At 62.4% G+C, this 24,500-nt stretch carries 20 protein-coding genes; 18 read left to right on the top strand and 2 right to left on the bottom strand.

Annotated elements, in window-relative coordinates; translation table 11 throughout:
• Positions 1-2: 2 nt before the first annotated feature.
• Complete coding sequence (locus tag PLU72_04190; GenBank protein ID HOT27367.1) at positions 3-1,475, bottom strand: hypothetical protein; 1,473 nt, start codon at positions 1,473-1,475, stop codon at positions 3-5.
• Positions 1,468-2,547 (bottom strand): LptF/LptG family permease, encoded by a 1,080-nt coding sequence (locus tag PLU72_04185; protein HOT27366.1) that lies wholly within the window; start codon positions 2,545-2,547, stop codon positions 1,468-1,470. The genes PLU72_04190 and PLU72_04185 overlap by 8 nt, the downstream gene beginning before the upstream one ends.
• Positions 2,548-2,623: 76 nt before the next feature.
• On the opposite strand from PLU72_04185, the gene PLU72_04180 reads away from it, so the two are divergent.
• The 18 genes from PLU72_04180 (at position 2,624) to PLU72_04095 (ending at position 24,486) form a co-directional block, all read left to right on the top strand.
• Complete coding sequence (locus tag PLU72_04180; GenBank protein ID HOT27365.1) at positions 2,624-3,940, top strand: UDP-glucose/GDP-mannose dehydrogenase family protein; 1,317 nt, start codon at positions 2,624-2,626, stop codon at positions 3,938-3,940.
• Entirely contained in the window at positions 3,940-4,962 is a 1,023-nt protein-coding gene (locus PLU72_04175; protein HOT27364.1) for a sugar phosphate nucleotidyltransferase, read from the top strand. Before PLU72_04180 ends, PLU72_04175 begins: the two co-directional genes overlap by 1 nt.
• Positions 4,963-4,972: 10 nt before the next feature.
• On the top strand, positions 4,973-5,965 hold the full coding sequence (galE, locus tag PLU72_04170; protein ID HOT27363.1) for a UDP-glucose 4-epimerase GalE: 993 nt from the start codon (positions 4,973-4,975) through the stop codon (positions 5,963-5,965).
• Positions 5,966-5,987: 22 nt separating this feature from the next.
• Positions 5,988-6,974, top strand: coding sequence for a UDP-N-acetylglucosamine 4,6-dehydratase (inverting) (pseB, locus tag PLU72_04165; GenBank protein HOT27362.1), 987 nt, complete (start codon positions 5,988-5,990; stop codon positions 6,972-6,974).
• Entirely contained in the window at positions 6,971-8,179 is a 1,209-nt protein-coding gene (pseC, locus tag PLU72_04160) for a UDP-4-amino-4,6-dideoxy-N-acetyl-beta-L-altrosamine transaminase (protein HOT27361.1), read from the top strand. Before pseB ends, pseC begins: the two co-directional genes overlap by 4 nt.
• Positions 8,176-8,964, top strand: coding sequence for a glycosyltransferase family protein (locus PLU72_04155; protein HOT27360.1), 789 nt, complete (start codon positions 8,176-8,178; stop codon positions 8,962-8,964). The genes pseC and PLU72_04155 overlap by 4 nt, the downstream gene beginning before the upstream one ends.
• A 6-nt stretch (positions 8,965-8,970) precedes the next feature.
• On the top strand, positions 8,971-9,984 hold the full coding sequence (gene pseG / locus PLU72_04150) for a UDP-2,4-diacetamido-2,4,6-trideoxy-beta-L-altropyranose hydrolase (protein ID HOT27359.1): 1,014 nt from the start codon (positions 8,971-8,973) through the stop codon (positions 9,982-9,984).
• Positions 9,985-9,993: 9 nt separating this feature from the next.
• On the top strand, positions 9,994-11,043 hold the full coding sequence (locus PLU72_04145; GenBank protein ID HOT27358.1) for an N-acetylneuraminate synthase family protein: 1,050 nt from the start codon (positions 9,994-9,996) through the stop codon (positions 11,041-11,043).
• On the top strand, positions 11,040-11,849 hold the full coding sequence (locus PLU72_04140; protein ID HOT27357.1) for a GNAT family N-acetyltransferase: 810 nt from the start codon (positions 11,040-11,042) through the stop codon (positions 11,847-11,849). The genes PLU72_04145 and PLU72_04140 overlap by 4 nt, the downstream gene beginning before the upstream one ends.
• Before the next feature lie 136 nt (positions 11,850-11,985).
• Positions 11,986-13,902, top strand: a complete 1,917-nt coding sequence (locus PLU72_04135; protein ID HOT27356.1) for a DUF115 domain-containing protein — start codon at positions 11,986-11,988, stop codon at positions 13,900-13,902.
• A 93-nt stretch (positions 13,903-13,995) separates the two neighbouring features.
• Complete coding sequence (locus tag PLU72_04130; GenBank protein ID HOT27355.1) at positions 13,996-14,772, top strand: acyl-CoA dehydratase activase; 777 nt, start codon at positions 13,996-13,998, stop codon at positions 14,770-14,772.
• A 17-nt stretch (positions 14,773-14,789) separates the two neighbouring features.
• Positions 14,790-16,307, top strand: coding sequence for a histidine ammonia-lyase (gene hutH / locus PLU72_04125; GenBank protein ID HOT27354.1), 1,518 nt, complete (start codon positions 14,790-14,792; stop codon positions 16,305-16,307).
• A complete protein-coding gene (hutU, locus tag PLU72_04120) occupies positions 16,279-17,952 on the top strand; it encodes a urocanate hydratase (protein ID HOT27353.1) in 1,674 nt (557 codons plus the stop codon). The genes hutH and hutU overlap by 29 nt, the downstream gene beginning before the upstream one ends.
• 96 nt (positions 17,953-18,048) lie before the next feature.
• On the top strand, positions 18,049-18,969 hold the full coding sequence (ftcD, locus tag PLU72_04115) for a glutamate formimidoyltransferase (protein ID HOT27352.1): 921 nt from the start codon (positions 18,049-18,051) through the stop codon (positions 18,967-18,969).
• Between the two features lie 5 nt (positions 18,970-18,974).
• Positions 18,975-20,288, top strand: coding sequence for an imidazolonepropionase (gene hutI / locus PLU72_04110; GenBank protein HOT27351.1), 1,314 nt, complete (start codon positions 18,975-18,977; stop codon positions 20,286-20,288).
• Positions 20,289-20,318: 30 nt separating this feature from the next.
• Positions 20,319-21,344 carry a 3-deoxy-7-phosphoheptulonate synthase gene (gene aroF, locus PLU72_04105; protein ID HOT27350.1) on the top strand — a complete coding sequence of 342 codons (1,026 nt, stop codon included), beginning with the start codon at positions 20,319-20,321 and terminating at the stop codon, positions 21,342-21,344.
• 12 nt (positions 21,345-21,356) lie between these two features.
• Positions 21,357-21,932, top strand: coding sequence for a methyltransferase domain-containing protein (locus PLU72_04100; protein HOT27349.1), 576 nt, complete (start codon positions 21,357-21,359; stop codon positions 21,930-21,932).
• 94 nt (positions 21,933-22,026) lie between these two features.
• Positions 22,027-24,486: a CHASE2 domain-containing protein gene (locus tag PLU72_04095; GenBank protein ID HOT27348.1), complete on the top strand. Its 2,460-nt coding sequence runs from the start codon at positions 22,027-22,029 to the stop codon at positions 24,484-24,486.
• Positions 24,487-24,500 lie beyond the last annotated feature (14 nt).

Here is a 24,500-nt window from a genome sequence, read left to right as displayed (position 1 = left end):
TGTCATCGTACGAGTTCGAAGGGGCGGGGAAGTTGCGGAAGTTCGCCGATCCAGGCGTCCCAGAGCGTCATACCTCGGTTTTCGGAAATATCGTTTCCTCCCAGAATGGATACAACGGATGGATCGTCGAACAGATCTTCGGAAACGGCAACCTTGTACACCGTTCGTTCATCGAGGGGGTGGCCGTTGATGACGAGGTTCTTCGGCATGCCCGAGGAAAGGGAGAGAGCGATCCCGTCGGAGCCGATTCCTCTTGGAAAGCTACCATGCAGAAGCCTGAAAAACAACTGACGAACGGCGGAACCGGGGAGGTTGTACAGGCGGAGCCTCTTGTTGTTGAAGGCGGAAACGACCGACAACGGAGTGACGACGCGGTCGCGGAACCAGGATGCTCCGTCTGCATCGGCGACGAGTGCGATGTCGGCCCTCATGACCCGCCGAACGATCCCGGCGTGGGCTTCCGCGCGCGGTGCGTAGGGGGGCGGATCGGAGCACTCGCGGGTGGTGATGACGCGGAGAGGGCGATGCAGCGTCGAAGCCGCTGATGACAGGACGGCGGAGATGCCCGCCGTTCGCATCTTCCCGAGAGGAAGACGCCGCACCTCGACGTCGGTTCGACCGCTTTCGGCCGAATACCTGCGGATGACGAGCAACGAGCGACTGCCGTTCCCGACGATATGCGTTTCGGGGCCCGCCGGCGGCTTTTCGAAGCCGGCCGGCCGTTCGAGCGTGCCTGCTTCGGGAGAAACCCGGAGCAGCAGTTCGTCGGCACGGGCGGCCCCGGCAAGGTCAGCGAAATCGCCGTCATCGAGATGGCAGACGAGTATCTTCAGGTCGGAATCGGGGGCCTGGGCCCGCATGCGGTGCAGCGCATGGAGGGGCGGCTCGACAACCAGTTGCCTCCAGCGGGACAGGGGGACGTCGGCAAGGCGGGAGCGGCTAATGAGCGATGCAATCGTGATGCTCCGATTCGAAATCCGCGTTCGCTTCCAGCCGGGAAACACCTGGTCGCCGTGGGCCGTCGAGACGTTCGTCCAGATGCGCCTGAGCAGGTCGCCGGGAATGGACCGCGCGGTTCCGCAGGCGGCGAGATCGGACGGTCCGAGGGCGAGAACGTCGATTCCGGCGCCGTTCGCCCAGTCGCGCTCGACCGACCCTCCGCCGGCGATCGACAGGGGCGAGCGGAAATCCGCATCGTTGCCGACGCCGATGACGAGAGACGATGCGTGGCGCTCGAGGCGGAGTTTCCGGATCAGTTCCGGCACGCTCCAGCACCCGGCCGGCGTGATCTTCCCATCTTCCGACAGGGCCGCGATGTTGCCGGCGAGATTCCCCGTGACGATCAGTTGGATATCCGTCGGCCAAGCCGCCCGGCAGACGGACGCGATCGTCAGGAACAGCAGAAGCAAGACAGGAAGGCGTGAAAACGGCATCTGCGGGAGATGGCTGCCGGAGGGCGCGCGCGGATCAGGCATTGATCTTGGAAACGAGATACGACCCGACGACGGCGAAGATGATGTTCTGCATCCAGGCCGAAAGCATGACCGGAAGCACCCCGGATTTGCCGAGGGCGGTCGAGATGCTCATCAGCACGTAGTAAATGAAGATGATCATGATCGCCACGCCGAAACCGATGAACGCGCCGCTGCGGTAACTCGTCAGGCCGAAGCTGGCGCCGATGATCGCGAAGAAGAAGCTCGCGAACGGCAGCGAGGTCTTCATCGCGAGATCGACTTTCAGCTCCGTCGTTTCCATGAACTGGGTCCGTTCATACGTCTCGATGCGCTTGCTGAGCTCGCTGTAGCTCATCTCGTTGGGGCGCTTGCTCTGCCGCGCGAAATCGGCGGGCGTTTCCCTGATGCCGGTCACGGGCATCTCGAGAATCGTCGTCGTCGAGGCGGGGCGGCCGTCGCGGTACCGCTGGTCGACGACCCCGTTCAGCAGCCAATGGGTGCCGAGCCAGCGAGCGCTCGTCGCGGAGAGCCGCCTGACGAGCACGCCGGCGTCGTAATACTCGACGAGAACCTTTTCCATCGTTCCCGCGGCTTCGAACACTTTTCGGGCGTAGACGAAGCCGCCGTCGGACGCGCGCATGATCGAGTTCTCGGTCGCTTCGGGATCGACCAGTCGCATGATCTCGCCGCGGCGGATCTCGTTGGCGCGCCGGTTCGAATACGGCACGACGAGCTCGTTGAAGGCGATGCTGATGCCCGTGATGGTCAAAGCGAACACGATGACCGGCACCATGATGCGGTAGAAGTTGATGCCGCCGGCCCGCATCGCGGTGGTTTCCGAGTCTTTCGACATGCGGCCGAACACGAGCAGGCTCGAGAGCAGCACGGACATGGGGAAGGTGAACATCATGTCCTGGGGCATGCGGTAGAGGAACCACCGGATGACGGTCGTCGCCGGAACGTTCTCGTTCACGATGTTCTGGAGCGCCGACATCAGCGGATCGATGGCGATCACGACCACGAACATGAAAAAGCCGAACAGGAACGGCCCGACGAGCTGGCTGAAAATGTAGCGATCGAGTGTTTTTATCATCTGTGACGTTTGTAGTATTATGGCACTCTCGAAGGAAGTATTCAACAGCTCATTCATCGAAGGGAACCTCGAAACCATGAAGATCGGCATGATCGGCACCGGCTATGTTGGCCTCGTCACGGGAACCTGCTTTGCGGAGTCGGGAAACGACGTCATCTGCGTCGACATCAACGCGGAAAAGGTCGAGCGGCTGAACCGCGGGGAGATCCCGATCTACGAGCCCGGTCTCGACGAGCTCGTCAAACGGAACATGGCCGAAGAGCGGTTGCATTTCACGACGAAGATCGAGGAGGCCGTCGAGGCTTCTCTGATGCTTTTTATAGCTGTTGGTACACCTCCTGGCGAGGACGGCTCGGCGGACCTCACCTACGTTCTCAATGCCGCCCGCGACATCGGGCGCCACATGAAGAGTTTCAAGATCATCGTCGACAAGTCGACGGTGCCGGTCGGAACCGGCGACCTGGTCCGGAAGGTCATTTCGGAGGAGCTGGCGCGGCGCGGCGAGAACGTGCCGTTCGACGTGGTGAGCAACCCCGAGTTCCTGAAGGAAGGGAACGCGATCGACGATTTCATGAAGCCCGATCGCGTTGTCGTCGGCTGTGACGATCCCCGCACGGCGGAATTGATGAAGGAGCTGTACGCCCCGTTCGTCAGGACGGAAAAGCCCATCCTGATCATGGACGTCCGCTCGGCGGAGATGACGAAATACGCCGCCAACGCGATGCTGGCGACGAAGATCTCGTTCATGAACGACATCGCGAACCTGTGCGAGAAGGTCGGCGCCAACATCGACAACGTGCGGCGCGGCATCGGTTCCGACTCGCGCATCGGCTACTCGTTCATCTTCCCCGGCGCCGGCTACGGCGGCAGCTGCTTCCCGAAGGATGTGCAGGCGCTCGTGCGGACCGGCAACGCGAACTCCTACAAGCTCGAGATTCTCGAGGCGGTCGAGGCGGTGAACAAGCGCCAGAAAGAGGTGCTGTTCGCGAAGCTGCGGGAGGCCCTGGACGGGCAGATCAAAGGCCGGACGGTCGCGGTGTGGGGTCTCGCGTTCAAGCCGAACACCGACGACATGCGCGAGGCCCCTGCCATCGTGCTGATCGAGAGCCTGCTCGCCGCGGGCGCGGCCGTTCGCGTCTACGATCCCGAGGCGATGGACGAGGCGCGCAAAACCTTCGGCGACCGCATCACCTACGTGAAGCGGAGCTACGACGCCCTCGAGGGGGCCGATGCGCTGGTCGTCGTCACCGAGTGGAACGAGTTCCGGCGCCCGGACTTCGAGCGGATGCGCACGCTGCTGAAAAAGCCCGTCATCATCGACGGACGCAACATCTACGAGCCGGCGCGGATGAAGACGCTCGGCTTCGAATACAGATCGATCGGGAGGCCGTGATGAAAGTCATTCTGCCGGTTGCCGGGAAGGGAACGAGGCTTCGGCCGCATACTCACACCAAGCCGAAATCGATGGTCCGCGTGGCCGGAAAGACCGTGCTCGAACACGTGATGGCGAATCTCGGCCGGATCAAGGTCGACGAGGTCATCTTCATCACCGACGAGAACGGCGACATCATCGAGGAGTTCGTGCGAAAGAATTATCCGAAAGTGAACGTGTCGTTCATCGTCCAGAACGAGCGGCTGGGGCCGGCGCATGCCGTCTGGCTCGCCGAGCCTCGCATCAAGGCCGGCGACGAAGTCCTCGTGGTATTCAACGACACCCTGTTCGTGACGGACCTCACGCGCATTCCGCGCCTCTGCGACGGCCTCGACGGCCTCATCTACTCGAAAGAGGTCGAGGATTACAAACGGTTCGGTGTCAACGTCATGAAGGACGGCGTGATCGTCGACATGGTCGAAAAGCCCGACACCCCCGTCAGCAGGCTTGCCCAGGTCGGCTTGTATTACCTGAAGGACGGGATGGCCCTGATGAAATACCTGCGCACGGCGATCGAGCGCAGGCTGACGGTGAAGGGTGAATACTATCTTCCCGAGGTCTTCAAGCTGATGATTGCGGACGGCATGAAGCTCGGCGCGCCCGAGATCGATGAGTGGCTCGACTGCGGCAAGCCCGAAACCCTGCTTGCGACGAACCGGTATCTGCTGGAAAACTCGACCCGGAGTCATTACTGCGTCGAGGGCTGCGTCATCATTCCGCCGGTCGCGATCGACCCGACGGCGCAGGTGCATCACTCGGTGATCGGGCCTCACGTTTCGATCGCCGGCGGATGTAAAATAGAGGATTCTATAATAAAAGACTCCGTCATCAACGCGAACTCGGTGCTTCGGAACGTCATGCTCGAGAACTCGCTGGTGGGTGACTCGGTCGAGCTGACGGGGCTGTCCCAGCGGATCAACATCGGCGACAACAGCGTCATCGACATGGGCAGCTGCCAGCAGAACTGCCCGGTCAAGCGCTGAGACGGGAACCATGGAAGGACAGACGGCCGAAAAACGGGTTCTTGTCGTGGGCGGGGCCGGATATATCGGCTCGCATACATGCAAACTTCTGAAACGGCGCGGGTTCGCGCCGATCGTGTTCGACAGCCTCGTCACCGGGTACGAGGAAAACGTCCGCTGGGGCCCGTTCGTCCGCGGTGACCTGGCCGACAGGCCCGCGATCGACCGGGCACTCAGGGAATTTGCCCCGTCGGCCGTGATCCATTTCGCCGCGTTTTCGCTCGTCGGCGAATCGGTCACGGATCCGGGAAAATACTACCGGAACAACGTGGTCGGAAGCCTGAACCTTCTCGAGGCGATGCGCGACGCCGGCGTGAAAGACCTGGTTTTCAGCTCGACCTGCGCGACCTACGGCGTGCCGCGGACGATCCCGATTCCCGAGACGCACGAGCAGCTGCCGATCAACCCGTACGGCGCCTCGAAAATGATGATGGAGCGCATGATGAGCGATTTCGCGGCCGCCCACGGGCTGAGGTTCGTGACGCTGCGGTATTTCAACGCCGCCGGCGGCGATCCCGAGGCCGAAATCGGCGAACGGCACGAGCCCGAGACGCACCTCATTCCGCTCGTTCTCGACGCGGCCCGCGGAAAGCGGCCTCAGGTGACGGTGTTCGGCGACGATTACGAGACGCCGGATGGAACATGTATCAGAGACTACATTCATGTCGACGATCTCGCCGACGCGCATCTGCGGGCTCTCGACTACCTCCGGAACGGCGGGACCGCGAACGCGTTCAACCTGGGCAACGGGAAGGGATACTCGATCCGCGAGGTCATCCGGGTCGCCGAGCGCGTGACGGGCCTGAACATCCCCGCCGTCATCGGTGCCAGACGCGCGGGTGACCCGCCGGTCCTCGTGGGAGACGCGAGTCTCGCGAGACGGGCTCTTGGCTGGGTTCCGGAGTATGCGGATCTCGACGTGATCGTCGCCCACGCCTGGGCCTTCAGGCGTCGGCTTGCCTGAAAACCGATCGGAGGAACGAAAGATGCAGAAGGGCAAGACCCTGCTTGTGACAGGCGGAACGGGTTCGTTCGGCCACGCCTTCATCCGGTATGCGCTCGACCATCTTCAGCCGCGCAAGGTGATCGTCTACTCGCGCGACGAGTTCAAACAGTACGAGATGGAGCGGAAGTTCAACTCGCCGAAACTCCGATTTTTCATCGGCGACGTGCGGGACCGCGATCGCCTGAACCGCGCGTTTTCCGGCGTGGATTACGTCGTGCATGCCGCGGCTCTCAAACAGGTGCCAGCCGCCGAATACAACCCGTTCGAAGCCGTCCAGACGAATATCATGGGAGCGCAGAACGTCATCAGCGCCGCGCTCGAAACGGGCGTGCGCAGGGTCATCGCCCTCAGCACCGACAAGGCCTGCAACCCGGTCAACCTGTACGGCGCGACCAAGCTGTGCTCCGACAAGCTGTTCGTCGCCGCGAACGCCTACGTCGGCAGCACGCGAAACACCCGGTTCGCGGTCGTGCGATATGGAAACGTCGTCGGAAGCCGGGGCAGCGTCGTTCCGTTCTTTCGGGAACTCGCCGCGAAGAAGGCGGAGATCCCGATCACCGACGAACGGATGACCCGGTTCTGGATCACCCTCACGCAGGCGGTGCAGTTCGTCGTCGACTCGTTCGAGATGATGTCGGGCGGCGAATTGTACATACCGAAGATTCCGAGCATGAAGATTCCCGACCTTGCCGAGGCGATCGCACCCGGGTGTCCCCGGAAGGTCATCGGTATTCGACCCGGTGAAAAACTGCATGAGTTGATGATCTCGCATGATGACACGAGAAATCTCTACGAAACCGAAGAACGGTTCATCAAGTTGCCCGAATTCCATTTCTGGGAGATCAAGCAGCCGAAGGATGCCAAGCCGGTCGCGGAGGGCTTCGAATACGCCAGCAACACGAACGATCGCTGGCTCGGCATCGACGACCTTCGGAAACTCCTCCGGAGCGAGGGGCTGCTTCCATGAGCCCGCGGTTTCTCTCCTACGGCCGGCAGTCGATCACCGAGGATGATATACAGGCTGTTATTGAAACTCTGAAGTCGGACTTCCTGACGCAGGGACCGGCCATTCCCCGGTTCGAAGAGGATTTCTGCGCCCTGACGGGAGCGCGCCACGCGGTCGCCTGTTCCAACGGCACCGCGGCGCTGCACCTGGCCGCCCTCGCGACGAAAATCGTCCCCGGGGATCGCGCGCTCGTCGCGCCCGTCACGTTCGTCGCGAGCGCGAACTGCATCAGATACGCCGGCGGGGACGTCGCGTTCGCCGATATTGACGCCGAAACACTCACCCTGTCGCCCGCCTCGGCGGAAACGGCCCTGAAAAAAGCCTCAGACGAGGGACGGCCCTTCCGGGCGATCGTGACGGTCGACCTGGCCGGCCACCCCTGCGACATGGAAGCCTTCGCCGGGTTGAAGAAAAAATATGATCTGATATGGATACACGACGCCTGCCACTCGCTTGGCGGTTCGTGGAGCGACTCGGCCGGAAAGGTCTGGCGGGTAGGCGAATATCCCGAACCGGACGCCGTCGCCTGGAGTTTCCACCCGGTGAAGCACATCACGACCGGCGAGGGCGGCATGATCACGACGTTTTCGGACCAGATCGCCGACCGGTTGCGACTTCTGAGAACCCATGGCATCAGAAAGGAGCCTGCTGCGTTCGTCACTCGCGATGAGGCCTTCGACGAGAACGGCAAGCCGAATCCCTGGTATTACGAGATGCAGGAGCTGGGCTTCAACTACCGACTCACCGATATCCAGGCGGCGCTCGGATCATCCCAGTTGAAACGACTCGAGGCCGGCATCACCCGGCGGCGCGAGATCGTCGAGTGCTACCGTGCCGGGTTCGCCGGACTGAAGGGAATGGACATGCCGCCCGTGAAGCCGGGAATCGGCCATGCGTATCATCTGGCGATCGTCCGCATCGACTTCACGCAGATCGGCCGAAGCCGCGCCTGGGTGATGACCCGCCTGCGCGAGCGAGGCATCGGGACGCAGGTCCATTACGTTCCGGTTCCGATGATGCCGTATTACGCGGGAACCACGCCCGTGAGCGAGCTGCCGGAGACGCTCGCATATTACCGGCAAACCCTGTCCCTGCCCTGCTATCCTGACCTTCGCGACGAGGACGTCGAACGGGTCGTGTACGCGGTTCGGGAGGTGCTTTCATGAGCGGCAACGATCGGGTCGAAACGCAGGCGGTCATCCAGGCGAGAATGGGCTCGTCGCGACTGCCCGGGAAAATCCTGCTCGATCTGCAGGGAATGACGGTTCTCGGCCACGTCGTCAGGCGTACCCGCGCCGTTTCCCGCATTGCCCGGGTCGTCGTCGCGACGACGACGCAGCCTGAGGACGATGCGGTGGAATCCTGGTGCAAAACTGCCGGGGTGCCCTGTTTCCGAGGCTCGGCCATGGATGTCCTGGAACGCTTTGCGAAATGTGTCACCGTATGGCCCTGCCGGCGGGTGGTGCGCATCACCGCCGACTGTCCGTTGATCGATCCGGGCGTCGTCGACGACGTGATCGCGATGCATGAAACCGGTGCGTTCGATTACGTTTCGAACCTGCATCCGCCGACCTTCCCGCACGGACTGGACGTCGAGGCCCTGTCGACGCAACTCCTGAAGCGCGTCGCCGAAGAGGCGACCCTGCCGTCGCACCGGGAGCACGTGACCCTGTTCATCCGCGAAAACCGCGATCATTTCAAATTCGGAAACGTTACGTTCGGCAGGGATGCCTCCCGTTTCAGGGTCACGCTGGACCGTCCGGAGGACTACGAATTTCTGAAGGCTCTTCTGGCGCTTATCCCCCCTGCGACCGAACTTCCCTCCCTCTACGAGATGCTCCGGCTTCTCGAGGCCCATCCCGAGATCGTCGCGATCAACGGCGGCCAGGACCGCTACGAAGGGGTCAGAAAAGCCGTCAAGGCCGAAAAGCGCACCTTGACGCTGGGATGATATGAAATGCCCAGACTGCTGATCCGGGCCGACGCCGGAGAGGAGATCGGCCTCGGGCATGTCATGCGGTGCCGCACGCTTGCTCTTGCGATGCGCGATCTGGGCTGGGAGCCGACGCTCCTGACCGTCTCGGATCCCGGCAAAATATGGAGCGATATATCCGGCGCGGCCATGCCCTGGGTCCCGACGGATGGCGGATCGGCGCAGGGGTTCAAGACGGCTATGGCGGCGAAGATGCACCGGGCCGACCTCCTGGTCGTCGACCATTACGGTTTTACCACCGAGGATTTCACCGCGCTTTGGGCCGCCGGACCCCGCCTTGCCGTCATCGACGACCTGGCCGATCGCATTCTGCCCGTCGATGCCGTGATAAACCCCAATCCGGGCGCAGTCCCTGAGCCGTATGCGAAACGGGGCGTGCCGCTCTGCCTTTGCGGCGAGACGTATGCGCTGGTCCGTCCAGAGATTCGGGCTTTCGCCGGAACGCCCGTTCCGGCCGACGGGCATATTCTCGTCACGCTTGGCGGAGGCGACGTACAAAATCGGCTCATGGATATACTTGCATCTTTATCGAGCGAGGCGCGTGAAGCTCCGGTCGTCGCGGCCGTCGGGCCTGCCTGTCCCGTCGACAGACTGTGCGAATGGGAGCAAGGCGGAGCCCGACGCAGGCTCGTCAGAAACGTGGACTCGCTTCCCGGCCTTATTGGCGGGGCCGCCGTCGCCGTGACGGGCGGCGGAACGACGCTGTGGGAGACCTGCTGCATCGGCCGGCCGAGCGTCGCGGTCGTCTGGGTCGAGAACCAGAGACGGACGCTGGACATCGTCGCGAGATACGACACGGGCGTGGTCGTTGACGCCCGTTCGGACCTGCCGGTACAATCGATCGTCGAAGCCGTTCGCCGCCTGAAACGCGAACCGGTCGCAACGGCAGGCATGATCGCGCGACAGCGCGCCATGATCGACGGCTGGGGAGCGGACCGTGTGGCGGCGGCTCTCACCGCGATGATGAAAACGGGCTGAGGAGGCTGCATGCAGATAACCATCGGACATCGCCATATCGGAGACTCGAGGCCGTGCTTCATCATCGCCGAAGCCGGCAGCAATCATAACCGTGATTTCGACACCGCGATCCGCCTCATCGACGTCGCAGCAGACGCCGGGGCCGATGCGGTGAAGTTCCAGATTTTTGCGGCGGAGAAGATCTACTCGAAGAAAACTCCGATGGCCAGCTACCTGAAAGACAAGAAGCTGGCGAAGGATGGCGAAACGCTCTGGGACATCATCAAACGCCTCGAAATTCCTCGTGGCTGGACCGACCAGCTGATGAGCCATTGCCGCAAGAAAAACATCATGTTTCTCTGCACGCCGTTCGACATTCCCGCCGTCGAAGAACTCGAAGCGGCCGGGGTCGAGGCCTACAAGATCGCGAGCTTCGAGATCACCCATCTCCCGCTCATCGAGCGGGTCGCGCGGACGGGCAAGCCGCTCATCCTTTCCACCGGCATGGCCAACCTGGAAGACATCGAGGTCGCCCTGCAGACGTTCAAACAGGCGGGGGGAAGGGACGTGGCCCTGCTGCATTGCGCGATCGCGTATCCGCCGGCATACGAGAACCTGCATCTGCGGGCGATGGACACCCTCCGGCAGGCGTTCCAGGCGCCCGTCGGTTTCTCCGACCATACGATGGGATATATAACGGATGTCGCCGCCGTGGCGCGCGGGGCATGTATCATCGAAAAACACTGCACGCTGAGCCGGAATCAGGAAGGGCCGGATCATCCCTTTTCCCTCGAGCCGCACGAACTGAAGGAGATGGTGACGGCCATCCGCCAGACCGAAGCGGCTCTCGGCAGTCCGATCAAGCACCATACCGCCGCCGAGCAGGAACTATACCGCATCGCCAGGCGAAGCCTGGTGGCGGCCCGGGCCATTCCGCGCGGATCGGTTATCACGCGGGACATGATCGAGGTGAAACGTCCCGGTTTCGGTATACCGACGAGGTTTCTCGATCTCGTTGTCGGGCGCAGGGCCGTCCGTGACATCGAGGAGGACGATATTCTCACGTGGGACATGGTGTGAGAACGCTTCGCCCGTTCCGGCCCGGGGACATGGAATTGCTGCTGCGCTGGCGCAATTCCGATGAACATCGGCGCTGGTCTTTCACGGATCGTCCGATCGATCCGGCGGAACATGCCGCCTGGTTCAACCGGTTTCTCGGCGACTCCAGGCGCGTCGGATTCATCATGGAAGACGCAACGGACGGGCCGGTGGGGCAGATACGGTTCGATCCGGCGCCGTTGCCTGGAACGCTGACCGTATCGATCGGCATCGCCCCGGAGCATCTCGGAAAAGGCATCGGCACGCTCCTGCTCGGCAAGGCTGTCGAACGCTCCGAAGTCATCGAGCGCGCCGTGCTGATCCGGGCCGAGACGTTTCTCGACAACCTCGCTTCCCGGCGGATCTTCGAAAAAGCCGGATTCCGTTCTCTCGGCGATCGGGTGCGCGGCGACCGGCGGTATTTCGAATGGGTCAAGCCCGTCGGCGTCGGCCTTTCCGGGTGTGCGTGCCGCATTCTTTCCGATTCGGGATGCGAAGAGGCCGTCACGATGCGAAGGATCCTGGCTTCCCTGGGGTGCTCTGAAAAAACTGCGGGTGATGCCGGTCTCGTCACGATCCGTCTCGACGACGATTTCCGGACGGGCGAAGCGGCGAGAGACCCGGATGCGGAGGCCGTGTATGTCATACCGGCGCGCGGGATAGGTATAATATCAAAAACTATTCTCGTTTCCGAACTGCCCGTTGACGCGGCCTCTTTCGGCGGTCCGGCGATCGACAGAGCCGTTTTGCTGACCGCCTGGATCGCTCACCGGCGCAGAACGGCCTGACGACGATTCGAAGCCGGGAGTTGTACGAAACCCCGTGAAGGTATATCCTGAACGGCGAGCCGGCGCTGTGACGTTCTGAATATCCCGAAACCGGGCCGGCGCAGGTTCCGGAACCGATTGCAACCAGGAGAAGAGCATGTCATCGCCAACCCCCTACGCCAAGAACATGAAAGTCCTTCGCAAGCGGTTTCCGGTGCTCGCAAAAGTCGTCGAGATGAACGAACCGAGCCCGATCGCGTATCTCATCGAGCCGTCGAAGACGAAGGTTCCGACTCTCGCGGTGAAGGTCGGCGAAACGGTCACGCAGATTCACAGCAAGTATGACCCCGTTCGCGAAGCCGAGCAGCAGATCGCGGGGATGAATTTCAAGAACCCCAAGCTGCTGATGATTCTCGGACTGGGGTTGGGGTATCACATCAGGGCCGCGCTCGAACAGCTGAAGGAAAACTTCTTCATCGTGGTCGTCGAGAAGGACATGCAGGCCCTGACGCAGGTGGTGAAGCATGCCGACATCTCCGATCTTCTCGAATCGGAAAAAATTCGCTGGGTGATCGGCGTGCCCGAGAACGAACTGTTTGCCGTCATGAACGACATGATCAAACAGTCGGGCATATCGCTGCAGCTCTTTCTGAAAACGCTCGTCGTCTTCGATCATCCGGCGTTGTCGAAACTGCACGGCAGCTATCACACGGAAGCGGTGAAAGCGTTCCGGGAAGCGGCGCACCAGATCGTGCTGAACTACGGCAACTGCCCGAAGGACTCGATGATCGGCGTCGAGAACATCATGGCCAACCTCAGCATCATCATGCGCAACCCGGGCATCAAGGACCTGTTCGGGAAGTTCCGGAACGTTCCGGGCATCATCGTCTCGACCGGACCGTCGCTCAACAAAAACATCGAGGAGCTGCATGCGGCGCAGGGCAAATGCGTGATGATCTGCGCCGATTCGGCCCTCCGCATCCTGCTGAAACACGGCATCAAACCTCACGCCGTGGCGTCGCTCGAACGCATTCTCAAGACGGCGAGTCTCTTTGAAGAGTTCACGGAAGAGCAGCTGAAAGATATCTGGCTTTCGGCGACGCCGGTCATCATGCCGCAGACCTACGCGAACTGGAAAGGGCCGATCGTCATCGTCTATCGCGCCTTCGCCCATTTCGACTGGATCGACATCCCGAAAGGAACTCTCCCGTCCGGCGCCTCCTGCTCGAATCTTGCGTTCAAGATTCTCGAGGCCCTCGGCTGCAACCCGATCATCCTCGTCGGGCAGGACTGCGCCGTGAAGAGCGCCGACGTCACGCACGCCGACGGCGTGAGCGATGCGACGAAACTGAATCTCAAACAGCACCAGTTGTTCAAGGTGAAGGGCAACTGCGAGGAGTGGGTGTATACGACCGAGATCTTCAACATGTTCAGGAACGGCTTCGTGACCGATGTCGCCCATTACCAGGGAACATGCATCAACGCGACGGAGGGCGGCGCGTTCATCGAGGGAACCCAGGTGATGCCCCTGCGCGAAGCCATCGCGAAATACTGCACCCGACCGGTCGACGCCGTCGCCCAGTTTCGCAGCCTGCACGTTCCGACGGAAGAAGAAGTCCAGAAACTCTGGAAACGATTCAAGCAGACGATCGAGAACACCCGGATCGAGGTGGATAACGTCATCGAATACTGCGAGAAGGGCGAGAAGCGGGTGACGGACTTCGAAAAGGAGCTGGACGAGGGAGGCTTCCACGAGCTCAAGGATTTCCTCGACCGGTTTCCCACCGAGCGCCTGAACGAGATTCATGATGAACTGACGCGCGCCAGAGGGCGCATCATCATGTTCGGGAAATATTTCAATCTCTATCTCATGCATATCGTCCAGATGATCATCATCAAGTTCGAAATGGACTTCAACGAACTTCGCTCCCTCTGCGACGACGAAAAGCGCGTGAGACTCCAGGCCGTCCGCATGATGAAGCGCTGGTTCCCGATGATCGGCGACGTCTGCAAGATCGCCCGCGACCTTCTCGAAAACGCCTACGTGAAGCTGAAAGCCGAATTCGGAGAGTGAGCCGGAAGGCGGATACTGTGATATAATCCGCCCCATGGGAACGGGGCGGATACGGAATCAGACGCGCGGCGGCTCATGCCCGGGTGAACGGCAATGACGTTCGCCATCGGCCTCGATCTCGGCTCCCGGCGCACCAAAGCGGTGCTGGTCGAGGATGGCCTGATCCGCGAATCGGTCGTGTTCGAGTCCTGGGCCCTGGAAAAAGCCGTCGTCATCGACTGGGTCGGGCGCCTGCGGGCCCGGTGCGCGGCCGATGCGCTGCCGATCGGAACGACCGGCTACAGCCGCCGACCGGCGGCCGATGCGTGCCGGGGAACGGCCCTCACGGAGATCCGCGCGTTCGCCGTGGGCGCGCAGGTGCTGGCGCCGGGTCTGCGCACGCTGATCGATATCGGCGGGCAGGATGCGAAAGCGATGCACCTCGACGAGTCCGGCAAGGTCGATGATTTCGAGATGAACGACCGGTGCGCGGCCGGGACCGGCAAGTTTTTCGAGCTCGTGGCGAACAGCCTCGGCGTGCCGCTGGCCGGCTTGTCCGATCTCGCCGCGAAAGCCGCCGAACCGGCGCGGCTTTCGAGCACGTGCGCCGTGTTCGCCGAATCCGAAATCATCGGACGGCTGGCCGACGGCGTCGACCGCGCCTCCCTCGCGCGAGGCGTGTTCCGCGCGGTTGCGGAGCGACTCCATGCGATGCTCCAGCGGACCGGCTTCGGCGCCCCGGCCCTGCTCGTCGGGGGCGGCGCGAACGCCGCGCTGGCCGCCGAGCTTGGCTCCCTGCTGGGCTTCGAAGTCGGGCTTCACCCCTCAGGCTCCTTTTTCGGCGCCCTCGGCGCCGCCATGCATGCGTTACGGCCGCCCAACTCCGAATAGAACGACAAGGAAAGGTCATGATCGAACTAACCGGTACACGTCTCACGCTTGAACAGTTACGTAGGATCGCCGACGGCGAGCGGGTGTCGATCGCTTCGTCCGCCATGGCGAAGGTGCGCGAGTCGCGGGCCGTCGTCGAACGGCTCATCGCGGAAGATCGCGTCGTATACGGCATTACCACCGGGTTTGGCCATCTCTGCAACACGCGCATCAGCAGAGAAGACCTCGGCAAGCTCCAGACGAACCTGATCCGCAGCCATGCGACCGGCGTCGGAGAGCCGTTCGGCAAGGAAGAGGTGCGGGCGATGATCGCGATCCGCATCAATTCCCTTCTTCACGGGGTCAGCGGCATCCGGCCCGAGGCCGTCGAGGCCCTTGCGGCCCTTCTCAACAACGACGTGACGCCGTGGGTGCCGAGCCAGGGCTCGGTCGGAAGCTCGGGTGACCTGGCCCCACTCTCGCACATCATGCTCGTGCTGATGGGCGAAGGCTTCGTCATGGATGCCGACGGCAAGCGCGTCCCCACTGGGCCGGTGCTCGAACGCGCCGGCCTGAAGGCGATTTCCCTGCAGGCGAAGGAAGGGCTGGCGCTCATCAACGGCACATCGGTCATGACCGGCGTGCTCGGCCTCGCGGTTCAGCGGGGCATCGACGTCGCGCGGGCCGCCGACGTGATCGCGGCGCTGTCCCTCGAAGTGCTCAAGGGCTCGACGAGCCCCTACAACCCCGATTTCATTGCCCTGCGTCCCTACGAGGGCCTGAAGCAGACGGCCGCCAACGTGCTGGCCTGCGTCGCCGACAGCGAGGTGCGTTCGAGCCACGTGAACTGCACGAAGGTGCAGGACGCTTACAGCCTCCGCTGCGTTCCCCAGGTGCATGGGGCCACACGCGAGACGCTCAACCACCTCGCCGCCCAGGTCTCGATCGAATTGAACTCGGTCACCGACAACCCGATCCTGCTCAGCGCCGACACCGTCATCTCCGGCGGCCATTTCCACGGCCAGCCGATGGCGCTGGCGGCCGACTTCTTCGGCATCGCGATGGCCGAACTCGCCAACATCAGCGAGCGCCGCATCGACCGGCTCGTGAACCCGCTCGTCAGCGGCCTTCCGCCGTTTCTCGCCGGCGATGCGGGCGTGAACTCCGGTCTCATGATCGTGCAGTACACGGCGGCCTCGATCGTCAGCGAAAACAAGGTGCTGGCCCACCCGGCCTCGGTCGACTCGATTCCCACGTCGGCCTATCAGGAAGACCACGTCAGCATGGGCACCGTGGCGGCCCGCAAGGGAGCCCGCATCCTGTCGAACACGGCCCAGGTGCTCGCGATCGAATGGCTGTGCGCCTGCCAGGCCTACGAATTCCTCAAGCCCCTCGCTCTCGGAAAAGGCACCGCCGCAGCTTACGAGGTGCTGCGCGCCGCCGTTCCGCCGCTCAAGGAAGACCGCTTCCAGGCCCCCGATCTGGAGATGGCCCGGGAGCTTCTGTGGAAAGGAGATCTCGTCACCCATGTCGCAAAACGCGTCCAACTCGTCTAAGGCCCGCATCGTCCATCCGCCGACCGGCACGAAGCTCAGCTGCCGCAACTGGCTCACCGAGGCTGCCTACCGGATGATCCAGCACAACCTGGATCCCGAGGTCGCCGAGAAACCCGAGGAACTGATCGTCTACGGCGGGATTGGCAAAGCCGCCCGCACGTGGGAGGCGTTCGACACGATTCTCGCCACCCTCAGGCGGCTGAAGGAGGACGAGACCCTGCTCGTTCAGTCGGGCAAGCCGGTCGCCGTGTTCCGTTCGCACCCCGACGCGCCGCGCGTTCTGCTCGTCAACTCGATGATCGTGCCGCGGTTCGCGAACTGGGAATACTTCCACGAACTCGACCGCAAGGGCCTCATCATGTACGGCCAGATGACGGCCGGCTCCTGGATCTACATCGGCACGCAGGGCATCCTGCAGGGCACCTATGAAACGCTCGCCGCGGTCGGCGCCAAACATTTCGGCGGCTCGCTCGCCGGCACGATTACGCTCACCGGCGGCCTCGGCGGCATGGGCGGCGCCCAACCCCTCGCCGTCACGATGAACGACGGCGTCTGCATCGCGGTCGAGGTCGACCCGACCCGCATTAAGCGCCGCATCGACCACAAATACTGCGACGTCATGGTAGCCTCGGTCGAAGAAGCGATCGCGAAGGCGAAAGAGGCGAAGGCCGCGAAGAAGCCGCTGTCGATCGGCCTGCTCGGCAACTGCGCCGAGGTGCTGCCGCAGATGGTGAAGATGGGCTTCGTCCCCGACGTGCTTACCGATCAGACCTCGGCCCACGACCCGCTGAATGGATATATACCTGCAGGTATGTCTCTGGAGGAGGCTGCGAAGCTGCGGAAGAGCGATCCCGCCGCCTACGTCGAGCGGGCGAAAGATTCGATTCGCACCCACGTCGAGGCGATGCTGGCGCTCATGGACAAGGGCGCGATCACGTTCGATTACGGGAACAACATCCGCACCGTCGCGCTCGATCGCGGCCTGAAGCGCGCGTTCGACTTCCCCGGCTTCGTACCGGCCTACATCCGGCCGCTGTTCTGCGAGGGCAAAGGCCCGTTCCGGTGGGTCGCTCTTTCGGGCGATCCCGAGGATATCTACACGACCGACCGCGAGCTGCTGAAGCTGTTCCCCGAGAACGCCGCGCTGAAACGCTGGATCGAGAAGGCCGGAAAACAGGTGCATTTCCAGGGCCTGCCCTCGCGCATCTGCTGGCTCGGTTACGGCGACCGGGAAAAGGCCGGCGTGCTGTTCAACGAGCTCGTGCGTACCGGCAAGGTCAAGGCGCCGATCGTCATCGGCCGCGACCACCTCGACACCGGCTCGGTCGCCTCGCCGTTCCGTGAAACCGAAGCGATGAAGGACGGCTCCGACGCGATCGCCGACTGGCCGATCCTGAACGCGATGATCAATGCCGTGAACGGCGCGACCTGGGTCAGCGTTCATCACGGCGGCGGCGTGGGCATGGGCAACTCGATCCACGCCGGCATGGTCATCGTCGCCGACGGAACGCCGGCCGCCGAGGCCCGCATCCGCCGCGTCCTGACCAGCGACCCGGGCATGGGCGTCGTCCGCCACGCCGACGCCGGCTACGAGCTGGCCGTCGAATGCGCGAAGAGAAACGGCGTCGACATGCCCAGCCTGTGATCTTATCCCGTGCCTTGCAGGGGCGCATCCCGCTGCGCCCCTGCGAAGGTCGGACGACATGCGTGACGAACGAAAAATACATGGGAGAATATAAAAATGGAAATCATCGAAAGCATCATCAATATCAGCGAAGGCCAGAACAAGGAAAACGTTGATTATATCGTCGATTCTATCAAACAGACGCCCGGTTGTTTTCTCCTGGACTACTCGTCCGACGCGGATCACAACCGCACCGTCATCACGTTCATCGGCAACCGACAGAGCCTGATGCCCGCCGTGAAGGAACTCTACAGGCGTGCGCTCGAGAAGATCGACCTGCGCAACCACAAGGGCGAGCACCCCCGCATGGGCGCGGTCGATGTCGTTCCGTTCGTTCCGATCCAGGATGTCACGATGGAGGAGACCGTCGCCTTCAGCGTCGACGTGGCGAAGATGATCAACGAGACCTACAAGGTTCCCGTGTATCTCTACGAGGAAAGCCAGAAGCAGGCCGACCGCAAGAACCTCGCGGCCATCCGGAAAGGCGAGTTCGAGGGCCTGCCCGAGAAGATGAAGAAGCCCGAATGGAAGCCTGACTTCGGCGAGTGCGCCCCCCACGAGAGCGCCGGGGCATCCGTCGTCGGGGCCCGCATGCCGCTGATCGCCTTCAACGTGAATCTCGGCACCAGCGATATCAAGATCGCCGACAAGATCGCGAAGGCCGTGCGCGGCATCTCGGGCGGCCTCTCGTCGGTCAAGGGCATGGGCGTCGAACTGAAGGAGCGCAACATCGTCCAGGTTTCCATGAATATGGTAAACTATAAAAAATCGCCGCTGTTCCGCGTGTTCGAGATGATCAAGGCCGAGGCCGAACGCTACGGCGTGCCGATCGTCGGTTCCGAGATCATCGGCCTGGTGCCGCAGGACGCGCTGTTCGAGACGGCCGAATACTACCTGCGCTGCGAGAACTACGCGCCGAGCTGCGTGCTCGAGAACAAGATCAACGGCGTGCTGCACAGCATGCTGCCGAAGGCGTGACGACGATGACCCGTCGCGTCGCCGCCCCGAAGGCCGGCAAGCCGGCCGCCGATCTCGTCGTTCACGATCTCGACTGCGCCGTCCGGTTTCCGAAACCATACTGCGGCAAGGGCACACCGGTCGGATGGGAGATCCGGGAAGATCACCGGGTCTCGATCGCCGGTCTCGACGGCGTCATCGTCTGGATCGGCCCGTCGGACAGGCTTTCCGATGAAGTCCGGATCCTGCCCGACTGCCGGTTCGTCGAAGGCGCGGGGCTGACGGCGCTTCCGGGCTTTGTCGACGCGCACACGCATCTGGTGTATGCGGGCGACCGCAGCGGCGAGTTCGAGATGCGCATCGCCGGGAAGAGCTATCTCGAGATCATGGCGGCGGGCGGTGGCATCATGAACACCGTCGAGACCGTCCGCCGGATCGACGAGGAGGATCTCTTCGAGGAAGCCTCCGAACGCCTCATGGAGGCGATCGAGTGGGGCGCCACGACGGTCGAGATCAAGAGCGGGTACGGTCTCGACCTCGACACCGAGATCAAGATGCTCAACGTCGTGAAGATGCTCCAGGCCGAGTTCCCGATCCGCATCGTTCCGACCTTCATGGGCGCTCACGCCATCCCGCCGGAGTTCAAGAAGAACCCGGACACGTTCGTCGACCTGATCTGTCGCGAATGGATTCCGCAGGTGGCGAAATACCGGCTGGCCGAATTCAACGACGTGTTCTGCGAGAAGAAGGCGTTCGACGTCGATCAGACCCGGCGCATTCTCCTGGCAGGCCTCGAACACGGTCTCAAACCCAAGATCCACGCCGACGAGATCACCGTCATCGGCGGCGTCGACCTCGCCGTCGAGGTCGGGGCGGTCAGCGCCGACCATTTGATCTGCACCGATCGGAAGGGAATCAAAAAGCTCGCCGGATCGGGCGTCATTCCGACCCTTCTGCCGGGCACGTCCACCTACCTCATGGAACCGCATCACGCGAACGCCCGTGCGATGATCGAGGCCGGCCTGCCCGTGGCGGTCGCGTCCGATCACAATCCCGGAAGCTGTCAGTTCCTCGGCGCCGGGCTGATCCAGACGCTCGCGATGCTCCAGTTGCGCATGACGGCCGGGGAGGCGCTCATCGCCGGGACCCTGCATGCCGCGCATGCCCTTGACCTCGGAGACGAGACGGGCGCGATCGAGATCGGCCGCCGCATGGATCTGGCGCTGATCGTCGCCGATTCCTGGAAGTCGATCGGCTACCGGGCCGGCCAGAACCAGGTGCATACCGTTATAGCGAATGGCATCGTCGTCATGACGCCCGATGGTTTCGAATTGGAGTGAAGGCATCATGCGGAGCCGCGAGGTGCGTCCATGATCATTGTGCTGGCCCCCTGGGCGACGGCAGATCACGCCCATAAAATACTTGACCATGTAAAAACGCTCGGTCTCGACGCGCATCAGCTCCAGGACGAATACCGCATGATCATCGCCGTCATGGGCGACGAGCAGCCCGCGATCGATGCGGCGTTCGAGACCTGGGCCGGCGTCGAACGGGTCATGCCCGTCAGGCAGCCGTTCCAGCTCGCCTCCCGCGAGTTCAAGCCGGAAAACTCGTTCGTTCGCGTCGGCGGGGATGTCGTGTTCGGCGGCGACGAAGTGCATATCATCGCCGGACCGTGCGCCGTCGAGAATGAGGCGACCGCTCTCGCGATCGCCGAAGCGGTAAAGGCTCACGGGTGCAAACTGTTCCGGGGCGGGGCCTTCAAGCCCCGCTCCTCGCCCTATGCCTTTCAGGGGCTGGGCGAGGAAGGATTGCGCATCCTGAGCCGCGTGCGCGAAAAAACGGGCCTCAAGATCGTCACGGAGGTCCTCGATCCGCACGATGCGGAGCTCATCGCGGAACATGCCGACATGCTGCAGGTGGGAACCCGGAACATGTCGAATTTCAGCCTGCTCAAGACCCTGGGCGAAATTCGCAAGCCCGTTCTGCTCAAGCGCGGCATGAGTTCGACGATCAAGGAATTCCTGATGGCGGCCGAGTATATTCTGGCGAATGGAAACCCGAACGTCGTGCTGTGCGAGCGGGGAATCAGGACGTTCGAGAATTACACCCGGTTCAATCTCGACATCAGCGCCGTGCCTGCGATCAAACGGCTTTCGCATCTGCCGATCATCATTGATCCGAGTCATGCGACCGGCCAGTGGCGGCTTGTCGAGCCCGTCGCTCTCGCGGGCATCGCTGCCGGCGCCGACGGCGTGATGATCGAAGTCCATACCGATCCCCAGCACGCCCTGAGCGACGGAAGCCAGGCCCTCAAACCGGAGCGCCTTCCGGGACTGATCGAGAAGCTTCGCGGCATCAGCGGCATTCTCGGCCGGCGCGCATCCTTCGGTTGACGGGAGACGACAATGAGCGGTCACAAGTTCGACCCCCGGAATTTTGAAAAACTGGACAATCCCGAGCGGCTGTCCGTGTTCGATCCCGACACGCTCTTCGCCCCTCTGCGCCTTCCCGCTGGGGCCCACGTGGTGGATATCGGCGTCGGAACGGGCTTCTATTTGCCCGCGCTCAGCCGGCTGGCCGGCTCCTGCGGAACCGTCACCGCACTCGACACCGAGCCGGCGATGCTCGAGCATGCGGCCCGCAGGATCGCCGGACAGGCGTTGTCCAACGTCACGCTCATGCGGTCTGCCGAAGACGAGCTGCCCCTCGAGCGGGGAACGGTCGATTTCGCCCTCCTGGCCTTCGTCTACCATGAGATCGAGAATCCCGTCGCGCTGATGACCGACCTGCGACGAGTGCTCAAGAGCGGCGGACGGGTCTGCATCGTCGAGTGGACAAAGGCGGAACGCGACAAGGGGCCGCCTCCCGATCACGTGCCGTCCCTCGAAACCATCCGCGAACATGTCGAGAGTTGCGGCTTCGTGGTCGAGCGGGTCGAGCAGCCGAGCATCTATTGCAATGCCATCCTTCTGACATGCTGAAAGCCGTGCGAACCACGTGACGATATTGCAATCTGGCGACGCTTCCGAACCGGGAACCAGGCGATTTCGCCTGCTCGAGGTCGGAATAGGGACCTTGTTTTTCGGAATCTTCACGGCCCTTCTCCTGTCCGGCTCGCTCGACGGGCTCGAGAACCGCACCATCGACTGGCGATACCGCATGCGGGCCCTCCAGGAGCCAAAGGCGAAGATCGCCCTCGTTCTCATCACGGATGATTGCCTGCCCCAGCTGGGAAGTTGGCCGATTTCGCGCTCATTCTACGCGACGCTCGTCGACCGCCTCGCTTCCGCCGGGGCAAAAACAATAGCGTTTGATATAATGTTTGAGGATCTCTCTTCCGCCGACCCCGGAGGCGACGCGGCGTTCATCGAGAGCTGCCGCAGATTCGGCCGCGTCCTGTTCCCCCAGGTATTTTACGAGGGGTATGAAGATTCCTCGATGACGAAGCTGAGCGAGAATTATTCCCTTCCCTTCGATGGCCTCGCCGAGTCCGCCGCGGGGTTCGGGTACATCAACGCTGACTTCGAGTATCTGAACCCCGACGGCATTCTGCAGAAGACGTTTCTGACCCATCGATTCGAAGATGAATGGTATCGATGCTATTCCCTCGCGATCGCCGAACAGGTCACGGGCCGGCGTGCCGCCATCACGGACGGGGGGGTGACTCTCGGCGATACGTGCATCCCGCTCATCGACCTGCCGCCCTGGAAGCCGATAAAGGGCCTGTGGCACGGCGGAACGGGGAAAGCGGTCTACATCAATTTCCTTGGCGACAGGCAGAGAGAGCCGTTTCCGACCTGCAAGTTTTCGGATCTCGTCAGGGAAACCGCCCTTCCGGCCACCTTCTGGGACGTGTTTGCCCCGTCGGTCAGCCGTGACGCGTCGATTTTCCGCGACGCGATCGTCTTCGTCGGCCCCTCGGCAAAAGGACTCGGTGACCTCCGGATCACCCCTCACGGATTGAAGCCGGGAGTCATCGTTCATGCGAACCTGCTCGAGAACATTCTCGCGTCGAATTTTCTCGAAGCCCCTTCGTTGGCAACGCAGGTCGGTCTTCTCGTCGTGTTTGCCTCGTTCACGTTCGGCGTTCTCTGCTGGGAAGGCGCCTTCGTTGCCTCGACGGCAGTGTTTGCCGGCATGCTGTCGGTGTATGCCGGTTTCTGTTTCCTGATGTTTTCGGGCTGGCGGCTGGTGCTCCCGATGACAATCCCGCTGCTGATGTCCGTCGTCCAATACGTCGTCGTGCGGTTCGTGCAGTTGATAACCAATCTCAAGCGGGCGAACGCGATTCTCAGCGAGCAGAACATCAAGCTCGATCAGAAGGTGCGGGAACTGATGGCCCTCCACAGCGCCGGAAGCCGCTTTCCGGCGATTCTCGAGATGAGCATCCTGTCGCGGGAGGTCATCGCGAAGTTCTGCGAGCTTCGGGGCGCCGACGCCGGCCTTCTCGTTTTCTTCGAGCCCCAGTCCGGCCAGGCCCAGCCTCTGGGACAGGTCGCCGGCACGCGCGGAGAAACGTATATACAAAAATATAGAACGGAGCTTGCGGAGCGCCTCCGGACCGTCTTCGAGACGAAGCGGCCGCTGACGGTTCCGGGATCGCATTTGTACTCCTCCTATATGCCACTGCTCGTCGGCGAGGCCTGCTGGGGCGCGGTGTGTCTCCATGATACCGATGCTGAGCGGCTTCCCTGGCAAAGCGAGAATTTCTGGGCGACTCTGCTCGGCATTTCCGGCACGGCTCTCCAGAATGCCCGGTTGTACGAGATGGCGTGCGAGGTTTCCCTGGCGCGACAGGTCCAGGCGAACTTCCTTCCGAAGAAGCCGCTCGAACTGAACGGCTACAGGGTTTTCGGCCACTCGCGCCCGGCGACACAGCTGGGAGGCGATTATTTCGACTACTTCGTCGTCGATGACCGCCATCTGGTCGTCATGATCGCCGATGTCATGGGGCATGGCGTCCCGGCTGCGCTCGGCATGGCGATCGTGAAGACCTCCGTCCTTCAGCGGACGAAAGACGGGTTTTCCATCGAGAATCTCGTGAATACGATCAACTATACGCTCATGAACAGCCAGGAGCGGCGTCTCATGGTTACGGCCCAGTTCACCGTGATCGATACGATCGAACATCGGGCGACGATTTACCACCGCGGCCACGTATTCCCGTTCCGGCGAGCTCCGGATGGAACCTGGACCCAGCAGCGATGCACGATCGCTCCGCCACTTGGCGTGATGAAGCAGGCCCAGACTCCCGGCACGCCCGTCGAGATCCTTCCCGGCGAACGATGGTTGTTCTATACGGACGGACTGTACGAATCGCTCGGCGAAGGCGGAGAAGACGAAATGAAGATCGTCGCGCTCCAGACGTATCTCGGAACGCGACCTTTCATTCCGCTGACCGACGCCTGCAGCGACATTCTCGATCATCATCCGTCGTTCCTGACGGGCCAGCCGCAGCCGGACGATTACACGGTTTTGTTGCTCGAAAGGGTTTCGGATTCGGGAATTCCGGACCAGGAGAAAACAGCCGGATAGAAGGGCAGGAACTG

The sequence above is a fragment of the Candidatus Ozemobacteraceae bacterium genome (assembly GCA_035373905.1).
GTDB lineage: Bacteria > Muiribacteriota > Ozemobacteria > Ozemobacterales > Ozemobacteraceae > MWAR01.
The sequence above is the reverse complement of the archived record's forward strand: the minus strand, read 5'-3'. Positions and strand labels throughout refer to the sequence as shown.

Excerpts from the sequence above, each read along its gene's own strand:
- PLU72_04190 (HOT27367.1), bottom strand. The coding sequence starts at position 1,475 with ATGCCTGATCCGCGCGCGCCCTCCGGCAGCCATCTCCCGCAGATGCCG.
- PLU72_04185 (HOT27366.1), bottom strand. The coding sequence starts at position 2,547 with ATGATAAAAACACTCGATCGCTACATTTTCAGCCAGCTCGTCGGGCCG.
- PLU72_04180 (HOT27365.1), top strand. The coding sequence starts at position 2,624 with ATGAAGATCGGCATGATCGGCACCGGCTATGTTGGCCTCGTCACGGGA.
- PLU72_04175 (HOT27364.1), top strand. The coding sequence starts at position 3,940 with ATGAAAGTCATTCTGCCGGTTGCCGGGAAGGGAACGAGGCTTCGGCCG.
- galE (HOT27363.1), top strand. The coding sequence starts at position 4,973 with ATGGAAGGACAGACGGCCGAAAAACGGGTTCTTGTCGTGGGCGGGGCC.
- pseB (HOT27362.1), top strand. The coding sequence starts at position 5,988 with ATGCAGAAGGGCAAGACCCTGCTTGTGACAGGCGGAACGGGTTCGTTC.
- pseC (HOT27361.1), top strand. The coding sequence starts at position 6,971 with ATGAGCCCGCGGTTTCTCTCCTACGGCCGGCAGTCGATCACCGAGGAT.
- PLU72_04155 (HOT27360.1), top strand. The coding sequence starts at position 8,176 with ATGAGCGGCAACGATCGGGTCGAAACGCAGGCGGTCATCCAGGCGAGA.
- pseG (HOT27359.1), top strand. The coding sequence starts at position 8,971 with ATGCCCAGACTGCTGATCCGGGCCGACGCCGGAGAGGAGATCGGCCTC.
- PLU72_04145 (HOT27358.1), top strand. The coding sequence starts at position 9,994 with ATGCAGATAACCATCGGACATCGCCATATCGGAGACTCGAGGCCGTGC.
- PLU72_04135 (HOT27356.1), top strand. The coding sequence starts at position 11,986 with ATGTCATCGCCAACCCCCTACGCCAAGAACATGAAAGTCCTTCGCAAG.
- PLU72_04130 (HOT27355.1), top strand. The coding sequence starts at position 13,996 with ATGACGTTCGCCATCGGCCTCGATCTCGGCTCCCGGCGCACCAAAGCG.
- hutH (HOT27354.1), top strand. The coding sequence starts at position 14,790 with ATGATCGAACTAACCGGTACACGTCTCACGCTTGAACAGTTACGTAGG.
- hutU (HOT27353.1), top strand. The coding sequence starts at position 16,279 with ATGTCGCAAAACGCGTCCAACTCGTCTAAGGCCCGCATCGTCCATCCG.
- ftcD (HOT27352.1), top strand. The coding sequence starts at position 18,049 with ATGGAAATCATCGAAAGCATCATCAATATCAGCGAAGGCCAGAACAAG.
- hutI (HOT27351.1), top strand. The coding sequence starts at position 18,975 with ATGACCCGTCGCGTCGCCGCCCCGAAGGCCGGCAAGCCGGCCGCCGAT.
- aroF (HOT27350.1), top strand. The coding sequence starts at position 20,319 with ATGATCATTGTGCTGGCCCCCTGGGCGACGGCAGATCACGCCCATAAA.
- PLU72_04100 (HOT27349.1), top strand. The coding sequence starts at position 21,357 with ATGAGCGGTCACAAGTTCGACCCCCGGAATTTTGAAAAACTGGACAAT.